Annotated in this window: 18 protein-coding genes; 16 read left to right on the top strand and 2 right to left on the bottom strand. The window is 40.6% G+C overall.

Annotation, left to right across the window (positions count from 1 at the left end; all coding sequences use genetic code 11):
* Positions 1–476 precede the first annotated feature (476 nt).
* The 15 genes from TSUB_RS12080 to TSUB_RS12010 all read left to right on the top strand — a co-directional run bounded on the left by TSUB_RS12080 (position 477) and on the right by TSUB_RS12010 (position 14,848).
* A complete protein-coding gene (locus tag TSUB_RS12080; RefSeq protein WP_221274529.1) occupies positions 477–1,103 on the top strand; it encodes a hypothetical protein in 627 nt (208 codons plus the stop codon).
* Complete coding sequence (locus tag TSUB_RS12075) at positions 1,100–2,326, top strand: glycosyltransferase family 4 protein (RefSeq protein ID WP_087024097.1); 1,227 nt, start codon at positions 1,100–1,102, stop codon at positions 2,324–2,326. The genes TSUB_RS12080 and TSUB_RS12075 overlap by 4 nt, the downstream gene beginning before the upstream one ends.
* A gap of 38 nt (positions 2,327–2,364) precedes the next feature.
* Positions 2,365–3,132: a glucose-1-phosphate cytidylyltransferase gene (gene rfbF, locus TSUB_RS12070; RefSeq protein ID WP_087024099.1), complete on the top strand. Its 768-nt coding sequence runs from the start codon at positions 2,365–2,367 to the stop codon at positions 3,130–3,132.
* Positions 3,133–3,136: 4 nt separating this feature from the next.
* Entirely contained in the window at positions 3,137–4,234 is a 1,098-nt protein-coding gene (gene rfbG, locus TSUB_RS12065) for a CDP-glucose 4,6-dehydratase (RefSeq protein WP_087024101.1), read from the top strand.
* 1 nt (position 4,235) lies between these two features.
* Positions 4,236–4,664, top strand: coding sequence for a dTDP-4-dehydrorhamnose 3,5-epimerase family protein (locus tag TSUB_RS12060; protein ID WP_087024103.1), 429 nt, complete (start codon positions 4,236–4,238; stop codon positions 4,662–4,664).
* A gap of 6 nt (positions 4,665–4,670) precedes the next feature.
* Positions 4,671–5,606: an NAD-dependent epimerase/dehydratase family protein gene (locus TSUB_RS12055; RefSeq protein ID WP_087024105.1), complete on the top strand. Its 936-nt coding sequence runs from the start codon at positions 4,671–4,673 to the stop codon at positions 5,604–5,606.
* Positions 5,607–5,616: 10 nt separating this feature from the next.
* A complete protein-coding gene (locus TSUB_RS12050; protein ID WP_159064983.1) occupies positions 5,617–6,516 on the top strand; it encodes a glycosyltransferase family 2 protein in 900 nt (299 codons plus the stop codon).
* A complete protein-coding gene (locus TSUB_RS12045; RefSeq protein ID WP_087024109.1) occupies positions 6,513–7,493 on the top strand; it encodes a DegT/DnrJ/EryC1/StrS family aminotransferase in 981 nt (326 codons plus the stop codon). Before TSUB_RS12050 ends, TSUB_RS12045 begins: the two co-directional genes overlap by 4 nt.
* Before the next feature lie 18 nt (positions 7,494–7,511).
* The gene (locus tag TSUB_RS12040; protein ID WP_087024111.1) at positions 7,512–8,495 is read left to right on the top strand and encodes a lipid II:glycine glycyltransferase FemX; all 984 of its coding nucleotides are present in this window, start codon (positions 7,512–7,514) and stop codon (positions 8,493–8,495) included.
* 116 nt (positions 8,496–8,611) lie between these two features.
* A complete protein-coding gene (locus TSUB_RS12035; RefSeq protein ID WP_221274528.1) occupies positions 8,612–9,241 on the top strand; it encodes a polysaccharide deacetylase family protein in 630 nt (209 codons plus the stop codon).
* A 141-nt stretch (positions 9,242–9,382) separates the two neighbouring features.
* Entirely contained in the window at positions 9,383–10,222 is an 840-nt protein-coding gene (locus tag TSUB_RS12030) for a glycosyltransferase family 2 protein (RefSeq protein ID WP_221274527.1), read from the top strand.
* Positions 10,216–11,376, top strand: coding sequence for a glycosyltransferase family 4 protein (locus TSUB_RS12025; RefSeq protein ID WP_087017660.1), 1,161 nt, complete (start codon positions 10,216–10,218; stop codon positions 11,374–11,376). Before TSUB_RS12030 ends, TSUB_RS12025 begins: the two co-directional genes overlap by 7 nt.
* A complete protein-coding gene (locus tag TSUB_RS12020) occupies positions 11,351–12,298 on the top strand; it encodes a UDP-glucose 4-epimerase family protein (protein ID WP_087017658.1) in 948 nt (315 codons plus the stop codon). Before TSUB_RS12025 ends, TSUB_RS12020 begins: the two co-directional genes overlap by 26 nt.
* A gap of 3 nt (positions 12,299–12,301) precedes the next feature.
* Positions 12,302–12,853, top strand: a complete 552-nt coding sequence (locus TSUB_RS12015) for a sugar transferase (protein WP_087017656.1) — start codon at positions 12,302–12,304, stop codon at positions 12,851–12,853.
* An 84-nt stretch (positions 12,854–12,937) separates the two neighbouring features.
* On the top strand, positions 12,938–14,848 hold the full coding sequence (locus TSUB_RS12010) for a polysaccharide biosynthesis protein (RefSeq protein WP_087017654.1): 1,911 nt from the start codon (positions 12,938–12,940) through the stop codon (positions 14,846–14,848).
* 34 nt (positions 14,849–14,882) lie between these two features.
* Here the strand turns inward: TSUB_RS12010 and TSUB_RS12005 are convergent, their stop codons facing one another.
* Positions 14,883–15,047, bottom strand: coding sequence for a hypothetical protein (locus TSUB_RS12005; protein WP_159064810.1), 165 nt, complete (start codon positions 15,045–15,047; stop codon positions 14,883–14,885).
* Positions 15,048–15,299: 252 nt separating this feature from the next.
* Entirely contained in the window at positions 15,300–16,391 is a 1,092-nt protein-coding gene (gene wecA / locus TSUB_RS12000; RefSeq protein ID WP_087017664.1) for a UDP-N-acetylglucosamine--undecaprenyl-phosphate N-acetylglucosaminephosphotransferase, read from the bottom strand.
* Between the two features lie 606 nt (positions 16,392–16,997).
* Here wecA and TSUB_RS11995 point away from each other — a divergent pair.
* Positions 16,998–18,347, top strand: coding sequence for an MBL fold metallo-hydrolase RNA specificity domain-containing protein (locus TSUB_RS11995; protein ID WP_087017652.1), 1,350 nt, complete (start codon positions 16,998–17,000; stop codon positions 18,345–18,347).
* Positions 18,348–18,352 lie beyond the last annotated feature (5 nt).

Raw genomic sequence — 18,352 nt, 5'->3', positions numbered from 1 at the left:
ATCTTAACTCTAACCCAAATTGCCGACTCACAGAGAAGGACAGTAGTGTTCCAAATATGGAATACGCTACTAGTAGCAATTAACCTTTGTATAGTGATATTTCTTGTTGTATTTGACGCTTTGGATATAAATCTTTACTTAGGTATTTTGTTTTTGAGGTCTTAATATTTACTATAGTTTTCTTTTCACTGTTCTCTATTGATTTCTCCTCTTCTAAAAGAGTGAACTTTAAGTATTATTTTGAGTACTGTTGCCCATTAGTTGCTTCCATTTTTATTATAGCTTTAGCTGCTTACTCAGATCCCTGGATATTAAGACACTCTTCAGGTTCGGAAGAGCAAGCTTATCTATCAATTTCTAATCAGTTTGCCGTAGTAGTATTGATTTTTACAACGTCAGTTTTGAATATTATCTGGAAGGAAGTCGCTTTTCATTACTCAAGAAACGATTATGATAGAGTTAGGAAATATTTTAAATTGGCTTTAGATAAGCTCTTTCTAATAGGGCTGATAATATCAGGAAGTATTATTTTTCAGTCAGAATCCATATTGATTGTTTTGTTTGGTTCTGATTACTCGGCTGCTTATCTTACTTTTGCTTTGATGTTACTTTATCCTATAGATCAAGCGAGAGGTCAAGTAACAGGAATGATGTTTCTAGCAATGGAAAGAACCAAGACAGCTTTATTAGTTTCATCTTTTTCATCAGTTATTGGTGTTTTCTTTACTATCGTTCTAGTGAGTAGAGTGCCCAATTTTGGCATGGGCCTTGGCTCGTCAGGTGTAGCGTTGAAAATGCTAATAGTTCAGTTCTTTACTGTTAATTTTTCAATATATCTACTTTCAAGATCTCTTAAATTTTCTTACGATTATTTGTACCAGTTTCGAGCAATTGCCGTTGTTATGTTTCTGAGCTATATCATTGACAATTTTCTTGCGACAATATGGACGTGGGAAGGATACCTTCTCGTTGAGATAATATTAAATGTTGGGCTTACTTTTCTTATAATTACTGGCTTTATATTGTTCAGACCGAAGTGGTTTTCATTCGAAGAGCAAGAGATATCCGCTCTAAGGCATTACGTTAGGAAATTTAGATTTTGAAAGTAGTCATTTACACTGAATGCTATTACGAAGGCGGTTTGGACACGTTTATATCCACTTTAATAAACTATTGGCCATCTGAAAGCGACGAAATTATATTTTTATGCAACAGTGAACACGCGGGTTACGATTCTGTGCTGAGGAGGATAAATAGAAATAATACAGAAGCAAAGAAAGTGCGAGTGTATAGCCCGGCTACTATAAGTAAACTGTTTGAAAACTGGCCTAGTTTGGTTAGAAAGAGCCTCGTGGGTTTTCTTCGTATACCATCTTTTATTATCACGTACTTACGTTTGACTCATTTGTTCAAAGAACTTGGAGCCGACCGTTGTATCGTTGTAAATGGTGGCTACCCGGCAGGCCAATCTTGTTTGGCTGCTTCTATTGCATGGAAGAACTATAAACCAGATGCTCCTGCAATTCATAATTTTCATAACTATGCGACACCGGAAAGTGTCCTTTTTGGTCGTTGGGAAAGGTGGATTGATAAGAAGGTCGCCGAGAGTACGGAGTCTTTTGTTTCTGTCTCGAAAAGTTGTGCTGAATCGATTAATAATCGAGCATCATTAAGCAGTGTGAAGCCTCGATTCATCTATAATGGTATCCAACGGCCCGAATCAATTAGCCCTGTTGCTCTAGAAGAGGTAAAAGAACGATTGATAAAGCTAGGGATTGGCGAATCAAGCAAAGTGTGTGTTTTGTTGGCGACATACGAAGAGCGTAAAGGACATGATTTTCTTTTTAAAGCTTTTGAGTATGTGCTTAATAGTTATAATGGTGATGTCCATTTGTTAGTATGTGGGTTTTATACGGAGAACGATTTTAAAAGGGTTAGTTCTCTTAAGAATTTAATTATTACGAAGTCGCATAACGTACATTTGGAGGGCTTTTTTCCTAATCCTGCAGCTGTTATTGAAAAGTCTGATTTGGTCTTAGTTTCGTCGCAAGCATATGAGTCTTTCGGCTTAACTAGTGTCGAAGCTATGTCTCGAGGCGTGCCAGTCGTCGCAACAGATGTAGGAGGTATCCCAGAAGTGGTAAAAAGCAATGATGGAGGTATGCTAGTACCTTCTGAAGACTATGTTGCATTTGGGGACGCCATATTAAAGCTTTTGTCGGACTCAGATTTTTACACCGAACAGTCAGAAAAAGGAAGACTAAGATATGCTAGGCTTTTTGAATCTGAAAGAATGTCCAAAGAATACTATGATCTTTTATCGTAGTTATATTAAGTGATTATATATATTAGTCGAGTTAGTTTATGAAAGTATGCATATTAGCTGGTGGTTTCGGTACTCGTTTATCTGAAGAAACAGGGTTGAGACCAAAACCGATGGTTGAAATTGGTGGAAAGCCTATCCTTTGGCACATTATGAAGATGTACTCACAACATGGCTACAATGAGTTTGTTATTTTGCTAGGCTACAAAGGTTATTATATTAAAGAGTACTTTGCTAACTACTTCTTACATCAAAGTGATGTCACGATCGACCTAGCAACGAATGAGATGCAGATTCATAAGAACAGCTCCGAGCCTTGGAAAGTCACTTTGCTCGATACTGGACTTCACACGATGACAGGTGGTCGGATAAAACGAGCAAAAGAAGTCATTGGTAATGAAGACTTTATGCTGACTTATGGCGATGGTGTCTCGGATGTAGATATCTCATCATTGGTTAAATTTCATCAGTCTCATGATAAGAAAATAACAATGACGTCTGTTCAGCCTGATGGTAGGTTTGGTGCACTCCAGATTGAGGGCGATCAGGTTAAAGAGTTCTTTGAAAAACCGAAAGGAGATGGCGCATGGATAAATGGTGGTTTCTTCGTTTGTCATCCAAGCGTACTAGACTACATCGAGGGTGATGAGACTGTTTTCGAGCAGGCACCGTTACAAAATTTAGCGCGGGACAATGAGCTTATGACGTACAAGCACACTGGTTTTTGGAAGTGTATGGATTCTTTGAACGACAAACAGAAGCTGAACGAAATGCTCGAGTCTAATAATGCAAAATGGAAGTCTTGGTAATCCTATGTTTAATGATATCTATCGTGGAAAAAAAGTCTTAGTCACTGGCCATACCGGCTTTAAGGGAACTTGGTTAACTACATGGCTTTTGGATCTTGGAGCAAAGGTCTGCGGTATCTCGAAAGATATTCCTACAAAGCCGTCGATGTTTGAAGAACTTGGTTTGGAAGATAGAATTGAGCATCATATCGAGGATGTCAGAAATTTGGCAGAGATTGAGCGAATTTTCACAGACTTCAAGCCTGATTTTGTTTTTCACTTGGCTGCTCAGCCAATTGTCTCTCTTTCCTATCAGGACCCGCTAGACACAATCTCGTCTAACGTTATGGGTACCGCTAACGTACTTGATGTGTTAAGAAGATTTGCCCATCCATGTCATGCAGTTATTGTAACGAGTGATAAATGTTACGAAAATGTTGAGTGGGTATGGGGGTACAAGGAAACAGATCCCGTTGGCGGTCGTGATATTTACAGTGGCTCTAAAGGTGCTGCAGAAGTTATTTTCCATGCCTACCAGCAGTCATTCTTTTCTGCTACACATAAGGTTAGGATAGCGACAGGACGAGCTGGAAACGTTATTGGGGGAGGCGATTGGGCGGCAGATCGTATTGTCGCAGATTGTATGCGAGCATGGAGCGAAAATACGAGTGTCGAAATTCGTTGTCCTGAAGCAACAAGGCCTTGGCAACATGTGCTAGAGCCATTGAGTGGGTACCTTGCATTAGGACAAGGACTCGCTGAGCGCGAAGCACTGCATGGTGAACAATTTAACTTTGGGCCAAAGGCAGAGCAAAACCATACTGTTAAAGACTTATTGGCTGACCTTAGCTATTATTGGAACTTTCAGTCAGCATCAGATGCATTTGTCGTGACCGATAATATCCCCTTTCATGAGGCGGGTTTGCTTAAGCTCAATTGTGACAAAGCGTTATCATCATTGAAGTGGGCTCCGACGTTGAATTATAAACAGTGCATCAAGTTTGTTAGCGAATGGTACTTTTCGTATTATGAAGGAAAACAAGAGATGTTTGAATTCACCTTGGAGCAGATACGCGCTTACGAAGAAGAGGCGTTGAATCAGAACCTGGTTTGGTGTAACTAACATGATAGATGGAATAACAGTTACGCCATTGAAGAAAATAGCGCATGATAAAGGCGATATATTTCATGCGCTAAAATGCTCTGAGACGTCATTTTCTAAATTTGGCGAAGCTTACTTTTCGACAGTTAAAAAGGGGGCAGTTAAAGGGTGGAAGCTACATCGGGAGATGGTTCTTAACTTGGTCGTCCCTGTTGGAAGTGTTCGATTTGTTTGTTTTGACAGTAGAGTCGATTCTGCTACATTTGAGCAATTTTTCGAAGTCACACTTTCGCCATGTAACTATTGCCGTCTAACTGTACCCAATGGCATTTGGATGGCGTTCCAAGGAATAGGAGAAGGGACTAACTTACTGCTTAACATCGCCAGTATTGAACATGACCCGACAGAAAGTACGACATGTGACCTTTCAGAAATAGCATACTTTGAGTGAGGTTTCATGAAGATATTGATTACCGGCGGGCAAGGAAATCTAGGTCTTTGGTTGGTCGAACATTTCCTTGCGCATAATCATGAAGTCCATGTACTTGGGCGTGATAAAAAAGTAGAAAATAGCCACCCTAATTATCGCTTTTTGGCCGCGGATATCACAAATTTATCTATACTTACTTCTGTAATAACCGAACGCTATGACTGGTGTATACATACTGCTAGCTATAATGAACACTTCCATGAGGGTTATGCTGAAAAGGCTCTTTTGATTAATGCAGGTGGAACACGAAATTTATGTGATGCATTATCCGTTCATGGTGTAGGTAAGTTAGTCTATTTTAGTACTATTCACGTGTATGGCCTGAATGTACCATATGTCGACGAGTTATCGCCTGTAAATCCAGCGAACCACTATGGTTTAACACATTATTTTGCCGAAAAATATATAGAGCATTTCTGTAGAAAGGAGGGTATCGCATACTCTATTTGTAGACTTTCAAATAGCTATGGATGTCCTAAACTTCCCGATACTGATAAATGGTATTTGATTTTTAATGACTTTTGTCGCCAGGCGCACGAAAACGGACAGATTGTTCTTCAATCGAATGGTTTGCTTTATCGAGATTTTATCTGGATAGGGGATGTTGTGAATGTGGTAGATAGATTGCTAAACAGTAATGGTTTAGGAAATGGCATTGTAAACCTGTCTTCTGGCACTTCAATATCACTATATGATTTGGCATTGCTTGTAATAGAAGCTTATAATGATTTTATTGGGATGAGTAAAGGTAAAGTTATAATTAATGGTGAAGACAAAAATAGTTATCCGAAAGTTGTTTTCGAGAATGAAAAACTTTTATCTATTTTTCCAATGAAGTTTAATTCCCGCCATAAAGAAGAGGCCAATGAAATTTTTTCTCTCCTCAATGTGCCAATAAAATAGGATCAGAGTTTTGTTCTCAGTCATAATCCCTGCTTACAATAGAGAGTCGGAAATTAAAAAGTGCTTAGATTCTGTACTATCTCAGACGTTTGAAGATTTCGAAGTAATTGTTGTTGACAACGGTTCTACTGATAAAACAAAGCAAGTTGTTGCTGAGTACGTTAATAAAGACAGCAGAGTAAACTACTATTGGCAAGAGAATTCTGGCTCGCCAGCAGGAAGTCGCAATACAGGTATTCGTTTTTCGAAACGGGAGTGGATAGCATTTCTTGACTCAGATGACTATTGGTTGCCAGAGAAACTGGCTAAAGTCAAAGAAGCGATATCCTCTTCGAATACTGATTTGGTAATAGTAAGCCACTTTGAAGAAAAACATGTAGATGGCCGCTGTGTTGGTGTTTTAAAGCATGGTCAGAGCCTTTCAGGTAATAATAACTATCATCGTCTGCTTTTTGATGGTAATAGTCTTTCGACTTCAGCTGTTGTAGCTAAGCGAGACGCGGTAATCGAGGCTGGCCTTTTTGATACAAGAAAAGAATACTTCGCTGTAGAGGACTACGATCTTTGGTTGCGCCTTTCAAAGCTAGGGAGTATTACATACATAGATAAGGTGCTCGGTGTTTTTGTTATTGAAGGCTCTAATATGTCTTCTAATATTGAGCTTATTAACAATAATCTAAAGGTGTTGATTGAAAATCATATACGAAGCTTAGGTTATTGCCAGCGAGAAGAAAAAAAACTTTTGAGGCAACACACATCCCGAGTTGATTACTATAAAGGGCGCTCTTACCTATTGACAGGGGATTTAGCCAAAGCCCGAGAAATACTTTGGAAATCACTGTGTGTTTATCCGTGGTCGGCTAAAAAATTGGTTTCATACATTTTTTCTCTCTTGGGGATTGTACGATGACGCCTTTTGACATTCAAAAGACCTCTGACGAAACTGTTTTGTTTTCCCAACTTTATCAAAACATTACATTTTATCCTTACGCAAGATTTGCGCTATATGAGTATTTGAAGTCAATTGAAGCTAAAAGTATTTATCTTCCAGAGTTTATTTGTAGTGACGTATTGGAACCCATAAACGCAATTGGTATCGATGTCAGCTATTACGAAGTCAATGAAGATTTGACGCCAGGTAAGCTATCACAATGTTGTGACGCAATTCTAATGGTAAACTATTTTGGTTTTGAACAAGACATTACTCCATTTTCTCAGTACAAAAAACAGTTTGGTGCTGTTTTAATTGAAGATAACGCACATGGTCTTTTTAGCCGCGATCGATATGGTAACTTACTTGGTGGGCGTGGTGATGCTGGTTTACTCAGCCTAAGAAAAACATTGTCTCTTCCGAATGGTGCAGCATTGATTTTAAAAAATGGCATTAAGGTATCGGCTTCACAAGTTGCAACTTCGCTAGATGATCATCGGCATGCAAGAAAGGACAAGTTTCGGCAGCGTTTACCAAGCCCAATACTGGGAATTGCCGCTTTCCTGTTCAAGCAATGGCTTAGTAAATTACGGAAAAATAGTCAAGCGTCTAATCTAGACGCAAATGCTTTTAGTCAACAAGAATATCTCAGCCCGATGCTTGAACAAGGAGACACTAACGTCGACATTGAAGCCGAAATAACTAGACGTATAGGTATGTATAAGTTGTTGACGAAGATAGCTGAAAAGTATGGAGTAACGCCTATCTATAGTTTTTATGATGGAGTTGTTCCGTATCTTTTTGCTTACATTGATAGGTCCGATGACAATAGATTTTCGCGTGCTATTCTGAGTAAAGGATTCTTTACTTTATCATGGCCTGACTTGCCTCCACAGGTATCTGTGAAGGATAAAACCTTTTATAACAAGGTAAAGGTTGTTCCATTTCTTTGGTAAACAGATTTAAGAGTTAAAATGTTTGAGTTAATAAAAGTAGAAGATAAGGAAGAGTGGAACAAATACCTATCTCAGTGTATTAATGTTAGTGTTTTTTCTACTTGGGAGTGGGGAGAATTTAAGTCCAACTCATTTGAAGTTATTCGTTTAGCTGTTTTAAAGAAAGAAAGATTTCTTGGTTTGGCCCAGATTACCTTGAAGTCAAAATTTGGACTATCTTTTGGTTGGGCTCCTGGCGGGATTAATTTTATTAATCAAAGTGACTTACCATCGATAATTTCCTCCTTAGAAAGTTACTTTGACTTTAGAAGAACCGTTGTGCGTTTTAGCTTTAGTGACGAATATTCTAGTAATTCTTCATATTTATTTTCGCAGGTCAATGACCTCAAGCCTGCCCTTGTGAAGGTTAATAGCGGCTTCTCTATTAAACATGCTATTAATATTGAAACCCCAGTTCTATCGTCTTTTAGTAAAAATAATCGATATTACTATCGGAAGTCGTTGAAAGAAGAATTGAGCTTTGAGATAAAATCTGCAGAATTGGAAGAGTTTTCTGTAGTTCACGACGAGATGGTTGCAATAAAAGGGAGGTCAGACCTTCAACTCTCCCAGAGTGAGTTTCAATTATTGTTAGATACTCATAGTGATAATGTTAAAATGGCCTTAGTACGCAATAGTCGAGGTGAAATATTGTGTGCATCAATACTTATTGTGTTCTCAAATGTTGCAATTTATTACTTAGCCGGTTCAACACAAGAGGGTAGAGAGCGTCATGCCTCTTTCTTTATGGTCCATGAACTGTTAACTAATTTAAACGAGTTCGGTATTAGTGATTTTGACTTTGGGGGAATTACTCCCTACAAAGCTGATGCCGCTGGCGTGAATCGATTTAAGTTAGGCTTTGGAGGTAGGCTGATAGAATATATTGGTGAACGAGACTATACTAAGTCTTGGTTTTTGAGAGCTCTCTTTAATGCATACATCGGTTATATATTGCGATAGATTATGTTAAAAAGATAATTAAAAACATTATTGCTTGGGTTAGTTTCTACGGATACTATAAGTATTTTAGAAAGAAAGGTAATACGGCATTAATCTATCATGCTTTTGGAACTAAGTTGCCTCACGATTCTTATGGTATCAGTATATCACCCGATCGATTTGAAGATCATGTCAAGTTTTTAAAAGAGAGTGTTGCTGTTATCCATCTAAATGCCTTAGCTATTGAAAAAATGGGCGTAGAGCCGTCAGTTTCGATTACTATTGATGATGGCTATAAAGATACATTAGTCGCCGTGGATATTCTCGAAAGACATGGCTTGCCATATACTATTTATATGATAACTAATAATATAAACAGGGATGGATACTTATCAACAGATGACTTGAAGCAATTAGCTAAAAGCCCACTGTGTCAAATCGGTAGTCATACAAAAAGTCATACTCATTTATCAAGTCTTAGTAAAGAGCAACAGCGTGATGAGATTGTTGGTTCCAAATTAGATTTGGAGCGTGAGTTGGAAATGGAGGTTACTCATTTTTCATTTCCTTATGGCGATTTTGATCAGCAGGCGTATGAGATTGCTTGTCAAACATACACTACGATTGCTACAAGCAAGGTGGGCGTCAATGTTGCGGGTAGTAATGCTAAACTTCTAAGACGAATTGAAGTTGTGGCATCAGATACAACTGATTCTGTTTATAGAATGATATCTGGTTATTTCGATTATTTGAGTTTAAAGCGTTAGGAGTTATAAAACAAAAGATCTTCAGTGGGGCAATTAGTGGCTTTACCACACTTAAAATTTCATGATAATTAATGGTTCTTGGTAACTTGCTAACTATTAATGATGTTAATGTTCTTTCAATAAATTTTTTAGGATGAGTGTGTGTCTGATTACTCTGTAGTAATACCTGTTTTTAATAACAAAGAAATCATTGAGGATATCTTTAATCGATTACTTCGTTTGTCTGAAGTGTGTAATGATATAATTATTGTTGATGACTGTAGTACTGATAATACACTCCAACTTTTGGTTAGTTTTGTTACTAAATTTAATTTAACTGACACTATTAACATATACTCGAATAATAAAAATATGGGACCTGCCCATAGCCGAAATGTCGGTATTAAGCTGGCTAAGAGTGATTACATCGCGTTTTTAGATAGTGATGATGATTGGCATCCACAAAAAATCCATTGTCAAATTTTACTGATGAAAGAGTTGGGTGCGGATGTTTCTGGAACTCAGCACGCTGTGGTATCGAAAGCAGAGTTTATGCAGTTCTCTCAAACTCGTGTTTTAAGCAGCAATATTGACGTTGTCCCTATCACTTGGCCGAGGGTATTGTTTAAGTCTCCATTTTCTACTCCTAGTGTTGTAATGCGCAATGGGTTGGGTATGTATTTTGACGAGACACTGCGTTTTTCGGAAGATTTTAATTTGTGGATTCGTCTGTCGAAGGAGTTCAAAGTTATTAGGCTCGATGAACCCCTTACATATACATTCAAACACGATTATCTCTCTACAGGTGGTTCATTGAGCTCCAACTTGAGTGCAATGCAGAAAGGTGAACTTGCAAATTTTTTTAGTTTGTTAGCCGGTCGCTCGCTTTCATTTTATGAACGATGTACTTTACTAGCAGCAATCGTATTTTCTTGTTTTAAGTTTATTCGACGGCTTCTGTTAAGTATTATTCTAAAAGCTAAAGTTTGGGTGAAATGTTGAAGATAGTGTACGTTGTAAACGTTTCGTGGTTTTTCCACTCTCATTTTTATCGGTTAGCTGAACATAACCGCGCTAAGGGGCACTCGGTACATATCGTAACGGGTGATGAAGAGAAACGTGCTGAATACGAAACGCAAGGTTTTAAGTATCACAACTATGGTGTAACGCGCGACGGAACTAATCCCTTTAGCGAAATCAAGGTGGTATTTAGGCTTTTTCGAATTCTAAAAACTATAAAACCTGACTTGTTGCATGCCTTTACAATTAAGCCTGTCCTTTATAGCGGCTTATTGAGCAAAATATTTCCCCGTTTAGGGGCTCTACGCTCTATCTTTTCAGTGACTGGCTTGGGTTCGCTTTCTCTGGCTGAAAATCGTAGGGGAAAAGCTCTTTGGAGAGGAGTCGAATGGCTCTATCGCTTGGCGCTTTCTCGTCCCAATACGACTGTGGTTTTTGAGAATTGTGATGATCGCGATTTGTTCATTCGAGATGGAATTGTTCCCAAGTCGGCCACTGCGATCGTTAATGGAGCTGGTATCGATACTGAAGTATTTACACCTAAAGAAAGCGATAACGCGAAAGTGGTAGTCGCTTTTGTCGCAAGGATGCTAAAAGATAAAGGCGCAAAGGAGTTTATCGATGCCGCTAGTCTCTTAAAGCAGCGTCAGGTCCCTGTTGTGATGCGCATGGTTGGCAGTGTTGATAAAGAAAATATCTCTTCACTTTCAGTACAAGATATAGAGGCTGCAGCTTCGAAAGGTTTTGTAGACTATCTTGGCCATCAAACTGATATTAGGATGATTTATCAGCATGCCGATATTGCTTGTTTACCCTCTTATCGGGAGGGGTTGCCGAAGTCATTGATCGAGGCAGCATCTTGCGGACTACCAATAGTGACTACTGATACCCCTGGTTGCCGGCAGTTAATTGACGTTAAAGATCCAAATGGCGTTTTGGTCCCACCTCGAAATGCCGTGGCGCTGGCAGATGCAATACAAGGGCTAGTAGAGAATCCCAAGTTGAGAAAGGTCTATGGTGAGCAGAGTCGAAAGATGGCTAAATCTAAGTTCGACTATCACAGTATTCTATCGTCCTTTGATTGTATTTATGGCTTAACAAGAGATACAAATGAAAGTTCTACTAACAGGTGCTAGCGGTTTCGTTGGCAGTCACATTCTAAAATATTTAACTCAAAGCCATGATGTGACTTGCTTTGGGCGTACAGTGCCATTCGGGTGGCATGGTTCATTTGTTGATGGTGAGTTGGAGCACATTGAAAGTAAAGAGCTTAATCTTGCCGAGTTTGATGTCGTTGTACATAGTGCTGCGCGCGCGCATGTAATGCGGGACAATGAGCAGAGTCCTCTAGAGGTTTACCGCCAAGTAAATACCCATGCAACACTCAACCTTGCGAAGTTGGCAGCACAACAAGGTGTAAAGCGCTTCGTTTTTATCAGCTCTATTAAGGTGAATGGAGAGTCTACTCATAATGAGTGCTTTAAGGCTAATGATATTCCAGCACCAGTCGATGATTATGGAGTGTCAAAAGCGGAAGCGGAATCACTTCTTCTTGAACTTGGTAAAACAACGAAAATGGACGTCGTGGTTATTCGCCCTCCTCTTGTCTATGGCGCGGGTGTAAAGGCAAACTTTGCCGCCCTTTTTAAGGTTGCGGGTAAAGGGTGGCCCCTACCTTTTGGTTGCTTTGATAAAAACAGACGAAGTCTTGTTTCTGTTAATAACCTAGTCGATTTTGTTTCCACTTGTATGACACACCCGAATGCAGCAAATCAGATTTTTCTTGTTTCAGATGGTGATGATATTTCGACACGAACGCTGATTGAAAACTTGGCGTTGGCGCAGGGTAAGTCGCTTTGGATGATACCTATTCCTTTGAGCCTGTTTAACTTGGTTGGAAAGCTTTTGGGTAAAGGTCATATCATAGATCGGTTAGCAGGTTCATTGCGTGTGGATATAGGAAAAAACAAAGAGTTGCTTGGCTGGACGCCTCCACATACTATGGCGAGAAGTTTAGAGTTAATGATTGACGATTTGCAATCGATTGAAGATGAGTGATTTATGTTACGACTGTTTGATTTCATTTTGGCTGCTGTTGGTTTGTTAGTGACCTTTCCCCTATTACTGATAGTGATGATCATCGGTTATTTCGACACGGGTTCACCGATTTTTGTTCAAGAGCGTGTTGGTAAAGATAAGAAGCCGTTTCATTTGGTGAAATTTCGTACGATGCGTGTAGATACTGAGTCAGTAGCAAGCCATCTAGCGAGTCGAAATGCGATCACAAAATTAGGTGGCTTTTTGCGCAAGACAAAGATTGATGAGTTGCCACAGCTGATAAATGTAGTAAAAGGCGAGATGAGTTTAGTGGGGCCTCGTCCAAATTTGTTTAATCAGAAAGAGCTGATTGAAGAACGTGAAGCTTTGGGAGTTTATGACGTATTGCCCGGCATTACGGGGCTGGCTCAGGTGAGTGATATTGATATGTCTGAACCTAAACAACTCGCTATCACTGATAGAAAAATGCTCGATACGATGAGTGTGAAGAACTACTTCAAATACATTATTATGACAGCCACCGGTAAAGGTTCAGGCGATAGAGTTAAAAGCTAATGTTAGAACCAGTATCGATAAAGCCGCAATTGCGGCTTTTTTTGTTATTATACGGTGCCTATAAGAACAAATGACGAGTGATTAGTGAGCTATTTAAACCCTATCTGGAATATGCCACGCCCAATGAAGCGGGTTGTGAGTGTTATCTTTGACTCTCTTTTTATCTGCGCAGCTTTTTGGGGAGCGTTTTTCGCGCGCTTGGGTTACTTAGACGGATATGTTGACGCCAGTGAATATTGGCGATTGCTAGGTATTGTGACAGCGATTACCCTTGCCGTTTTCGCTCAAAGTGGTCTATATCGAGCGATACTTCGTTATCTAAGCCTTCATGCCGTGATTAGTATCTGTATTTCTGCGGCGATTTCTGCTCTTTCGATTGTATTGGTCGCCTATTACGATCAAACGTTTTTGCCGCGTTCTGTACCTGTGATCTATTTAACTTTTCTCGTTGCCCTGTGTGGAGGCTCTAGATTGGTGGTGAGAATGTTGGTTGCTGAGATACTTGGACGTCATAAAGAGCCTGTATTGGTTTACGGCGCAGGTACCGCTGGTCGCCAGCTCGTCAACATACTTCGGCAGGGTAAAGAGTACAATCCAGTTGCTTTCATTGATGATGATAGAAAGTTGCATAAAACAACGATTCAAGGGACGACTGTTTATCGAAGAAAATATTTGGACCGTATGTTGAAGAAGTACCGAGTGAGCAAGGTATTGCTCGCCATGCCATCGGCAACAAGGGCACAACGCCGAGAAGTAGTAGAGTTACTGACGGAGCGTCATCTCGATGTGTTAACCATTCCTAATTTAGAAGAGATGGTCAATGGTGCGCTTTCTATCGATCAGTTGAAAGAAGTGGAGATTGAAGATCTCCTAGGAAGAGATCCCGTTACGCCTGACCAAGCGCTTCTAGAAGTGAACATTTTAGATAAAGTTGTGATGGTATCAGGTGCTGGTGGCTCGATTGGCTCGGAGCTTTGTCGGCAGATTGTAACCTTAAGTCCGAAAACACTGGTACTTTTTGATATCTCTGAATTTAGCCTATATCAAATTGACCGAGAGCTCTCAGCTGTTATCAATGAACTCGGCGTAGAAGTAAAGCTTGTTCCCATATTAGGCTCTGTACAATCTTTTGAGCGGGTAAAATCTGTAATGGATGCTTATGGCGTTGAGACGGTTTATCACGCAGCTGCTTACAAACACGTCCCCATTGTGGAATACAATGCAGCGGAAGGGGTGAAGAACAACATACTAGGTACATACAATACCGCAAAGGCGGCATTGCATGCAGGTGTGAAGTCTTTTGTGCTTATTTCAACAGATAAAGCGGTAAGACCAACCAATGTCATGGGCGCGACGAAACGTATGGCTGAGTTGGCACTTCAAGCATTGGCCAAGGCGTATGTTGATAAAGGAACAAACTTTTGCATGGTCAGGTTTGGCAATGTGCTTGGTTCATCTGGCTCGGTTATTCCGGTATTTAAGCAACAGATAGCACTTGGCAAACCAATTACAGTTACACATCCAGATATCATTCGATATTTTATGACGATTCCTGAAGCGGCTCAGTTAGTGATTCAAGCGGGGGCAATGTCGAAGGGCGGCGATGTCTTTGTCCTTGATATGGGTGAACCAGTTAAGATTGCGGATCTTGCCGTGAATCTTGTTCAATTATCAGGATTAGAGGTTAAGTCAGAAGATAATCCAGATGGTGATATTGAGATTCAGTATACGGGACTGCGGCCAGGTGAGAAGTTATTTGAAGAGTTGCTGATAGGCGATAACGTGAGTAGAACTTCTCATCCACGGATAATGACCGCAAGTGAGACATTTTTAGACCTCGAGGAATACGATGGTTTAGTCGTGTCACTCCGTTTAGCATGTGATAGCGATGACCAAGCCGCAATTCGTCGTCTATTGCTAAGTGCGCCCACAGCGTTTAAGCCAACGGATGGAATAGGCGATCTTGTTTGGCAAGCTCGCCAACAAAAAGCTTAAAAAAATAGGCACTCGATAGAGTGCCTCTTTCCCCTTAGTTATTGCTCAATCTTTCTTCTCGACGCATCTGCTTGGCTTCTCTATCGTAACGATCAAGCTCATCGGAAAAATTAACTAACCAGATTGCCAACTTAAGGACGTCCTGTTCTAAGGTTGGGAACCACTGATGGATATGTGTAAAGCGTAAAAACATATTCATAGCTCCTCCTCAGGAATCGATTACCACATAGAATCGAGTCTTTAGTATCTACCTATCGTACCTGTATTCCTACTGTGAAGTGAGAAAAACAAGGGTGATATCGCATGCCATATTGACTATTTGTGAACTTGAACTCTATAAAGCGTGATACGGACTAATAAGCAAAACTTGTGCCTACTGAGCTTAAATTAAGCAATAAAAAAGCTCGCCAAGGATAGGCGAGCTTAACTGTCATAATTGACTTTGAATACGCTACTTCTGTTCAGCGTGAAGGTGTTCTTCTGTTAGTGGCATACCTAAAGTGCGGCGCAACATTGCTGTGATACGCCAGATATGGCTGATCGTGTAGAAGTATATGCCAAAGGTTGATAGGAATAAGAAGAACATAACTTTCTCACTCACTTGCATGACCTCTCCCCAAACACCAAAACCAGCGAGAGAGGCGGAAATCGCGCAGATAGTCACAAGAGTCATGCGTGATGATAGTCCTAGTCTTTGACAAATGTGATGTAGGTGCTCTCTGTCTGGTTTGAATGGCGACTGACCTTTTCTTATTCTGCGAACCATAATGGTAGCCATATCCATAAGAGGTATGGCGATAACCCATAAAGCGGTAACAGGTCTGACTGGCGCACCGTCACCTTGTGTGCCATTGACCAACATCCAAATCACAGTAAAGCCGATAAAAATGCTACCCGCATCGCCCATAAAGACTTTGTATTTGCGCCCTAGTGGGATGCCCAGATTAAGCATGATATAAGGTATCGCCGCGACGACGATCAGCGCGCAGAAATGAAACAGGTCGACTTGACCGTCGATTAAGAACAGCACACCGAGTGCGCTGAAAGTAACTGTTGCCAAACCACCAAGTAGACCATCGATTCCATCAACCATGTTAAAGGCGTTGATAGCGCCTATCACGGCGATGATAGTAAAGAAGTAGCTCATCCCAGTGCTCATGACCAAAGTATCTTCACTGAGTAAGTGACCAAGGTTATGTAGATTCATCTGACCAAAATACATCATGATAATCGACATCGCCGCTTGAATGACGAGTCGGACTTTAAAACTGATGTCGAGTTTGTCATCTATGGCGCCAACGATGACCAGTACGGTGGCACAAAAAAGGTAAAGCGGAGTGTTGCGTGCCAACTCAGGAAAGAGGAACACAAGCGCGAAAGTAACAGTTAAAAATATGGATATTCCACCAATCAGTGGAATAACGCCTTGGTGATGCTTCCTTTCGTTAGGTCGATCTACTAAATCTATTCGTTTTGCTATTTTTCTTAATATAAATAAACTGCAAAAAGATAACGCAAACACTAATGTGAGTTCGAAAATCATTATTTTGTCATCCATTGGATTTATTCCCTAGCCGCCGGACATTATATAGCATGCCTACGAATACATAAACGACATTATGCCTAAAAGGTGACGGAAAAATGACGTCGTGACGTATCGAAGGCTTGCGAAGATACGCATACATGAATATGTTAAATCTACCGCATGCCAGTATCATCCTTGCTTTATTATTCGTTTTACAAATCTTAGACCGTTAATAACGGTATGGGAAACGAATAGTGAAAATTGTGACTATGAGGCAATTTTTGCATGTCTATGTGGCTTTTTTAGCATATTGTCAGTCAAAACAACATATCGCTAAAAAGTATCTATAAGTTCAGAGTAACGAAGCTGTTTAGCCTTTTATGTTAGTCAAATTTGTATTGCTTTCTAATTTTTTTACCTGAGTTAGCTAAAAGTGCTCAAGAGTCGATTTTGTATAGTTAGTCGTGTCTGTTTTTTGACAATTTTGCGCTCAGCGTCAATTTTTTGAATCTCAAAGTGTGAACTCACCCGAGCGCCTGAACAAACCTACCTACAGTTGTTTTTAGCGGTGAAATAATTGTTTCCATCTCATGTAAATATAAACAAACACAGTAGAAATCAGAGATGAAAGTGATTCACCATGGAGCAAGGACAGGCGTGACAGGCTCCTGTCACGAATTGGTTGATGAGCAGTGTCGATTGCTCGTTGACTGTGGTGTTTTTCAAGGGAAGGAAAAGTCTGCTTCACCAGACATTGAATTTGATATTAAAGGTATTCAAGCACTATTGATTACGCACGCCCACATCGATCACATTGGGCGTATTCCTTGGCTTTTGGCTGCTGGCTATAATGGGCCGATATATGCTAGTGAGGCAACTGCCCACCTAGTCCCCATCATGCTGGACGATGGACTGAAAATTCAGTTAGGACTCAACAAAGAGCAACGCAAGCGCTTTCTCGATATTGTGAATACCCGTATGAGGCCAATCCCTTATCATTGTTGGGTGCAGCTTTCACAAATGGTTGGGCCACCGGTGAAGTTTCGATTCACGCCTGCTGGACACATATTAGGGTCAAGCATCGTTGAGATCGAAACGAGTCAGTCAAAAAGGGTTGTTTTTAGCGGGGATCTGGGGAGTTATGGTACATCATTGTTGCCTGACCCGAGTGTCGTTGAGCGGGCCGATATGTTGGTACTGGAATCAACGTATGGGGGGAAACGGCATGAGGGGGTAGACACACGGCAGCAAGCTCTCAAGGCGATTATCGAGCGTTCTTTTGAGAATGGTGGCGCGATTTTAATCCCAGCCTTCAGTATTGGACGGACGCAAGAACTGCTTTTCGATATTGAAAACATCATTGCACATAGTCAGCCCAACGGCCCATGGCAAGAGATCCCCATTATTTTGGACTCGCCTCTAGCGGCAAAAGTGACTGAGCAATATCAACAATTTAAACGCTTCTGGAGTGCAGAAGCTAAAGAGCGACTCGATGCTTTTCGTCACCCCATGGCTTTTGAAAGTTGTGTTCGTATTGAAACGCATGATCATCATGAAGCACTGGTGGAAAGATTAAGAATCTCTGGTGAACCTGCTGTCGTGATTGCGTCAAGTGGGATGTGTACCGGGGGCAGAATTGTTAACTACTTAAAAGCACTATTGCCTAACAATAACACCGACGTGATTTTGGCAGGTTATCAAGCGGAAGGCACCCTGGGCGCCCAACTGCTCGCTGGCAACTCAAATGTGAAAGTAGATAATAAAATGGTGGATGTGAAGGCACAAGTGCATGCGTTGTCGGGTTATTCTGCCCATGCCGATAGCCAAGATCTCATTCGCTTCGTGACTGAGTTTGAGTCTGAGCCAAAAGTCATTAGGCTGGTACATGGTTCGCCAGACGCACAAAAAGCGTTGGCCGAGAAATTGCGTATCATAGGCGCCAATATCGATATTCAGCTAGGGTGTGAAAGTTGATGTGG

Origin of the sequence: Thaumasiovibrio subtropicus, assembly GCF_019703835.1 — a bacterium.
Lineage (GTDB): Bacteria > Pseudomonadota > Gammaproteobacteria > Enterobacterales > Vibrionaceae > Thaumasiovibrio > Thaumasiovibrio subtropicus.
Note: the sequence above shows the minus strand (reverse complement) of the source record. Positions and strands in the feature narration are given on the sequence as shown.